Annotated in this window: 1 protein-coding gene; it reads left to right on the forward strand. The window is 37.8% G+C overall.

The window, feature by feature from the left end; all coding sequences use genetic code 11:
* Positions 1-43: 43 nt before the first annotated feature.
* Positions 44-427 (forward strand): hypothetical protein, encoded by a 384-nt coding sequence (locus GY937_28250; protein MCP5060606.1) that lies wholly within the window; start codon positions 44-46, stop codon positions 425-427.
* The last annotated feature ends 501 nt before the right edge of the window (positions 428-928 follow it).

A 928-nucleotide genomic window follows, 5' to 3' on the forward strand; every position in this document is an offset into this window, starting at 1 on the left:
ATGGAACCATGGTTCACACCCCAAAATTATGACCCTTGCAAAGATGTCTGACAGAACAAAAGCAAACATTTTTTCTGTGCAAATGAAGGCCGGAGATTCTGATTCTGTTATTGGTTTGGTCCACCAACATCATGAACCTACATGGAACCATGGTTCACATCCCAAAATTATGATCCATGCAAATCTGCCACATAGAACAAAGGGAAATACTCTTTCTGAGCAAGTCCAGGACAGGGATTCTGAATCAGTTATTTTTTTTGCTCTATCGCCATCAGCAGCCACTTGGAACCATGGTTCACACACCAAAATTATGAACCCTGCAAATATGTCACATGGAACAAAGGAAAATAGTTTTTCTGAACAAATCCAGGTTGGGGATTCCGAATCTGTTATTGTTTTTGCTCTATCACCATCAGAAACCACATGAAACCATGGTTCACACCCTAAAATTATGTCCCATGCAAATATGTCACATAGAACAAAGGGAAATTGTTTTTCTGGGCAAACCAAGGTCAGGGTTCCCGAATCTGTCATTGTTTTTGCTCTGTCTCCATCAGAAACAACAAGGAACCGCGGTTCACATCCCAAAATTATGACATGCAAATATGTCATGTAGAACAAAGGAAAATAGATTCCAAAGCTGTTATTATTATTATTCAAAATTTCTTTTGTTATTATTTTCAATCGTGTCCTCTGAACGACTCAATTGAAGGGCGCACGGTCTAATTTTTATCTAAAAATCAAAAAGGAAAATGATCCAACTAATCTTATCCACTGAAGGACTCAATTGAAGGGCGCACGGTCTAATTTTTATCTAAAAATCAAAAAAGGAAAATGATCCAGCTAATCTAATCTACTCAAGGACTCAATTTGAGGGCGCACGGTCTAATTTTTATTAAAAATCACAAAGGAAATCTGATCCGGCTTA

This window comes from bacterium, assembly GCA_024228115.1.
In the GTDB taxonomy this organism is placed as follows: domain Bacteria; phylum Myxococcota_A; class UBA9160; order UBA9160; family UBA6930.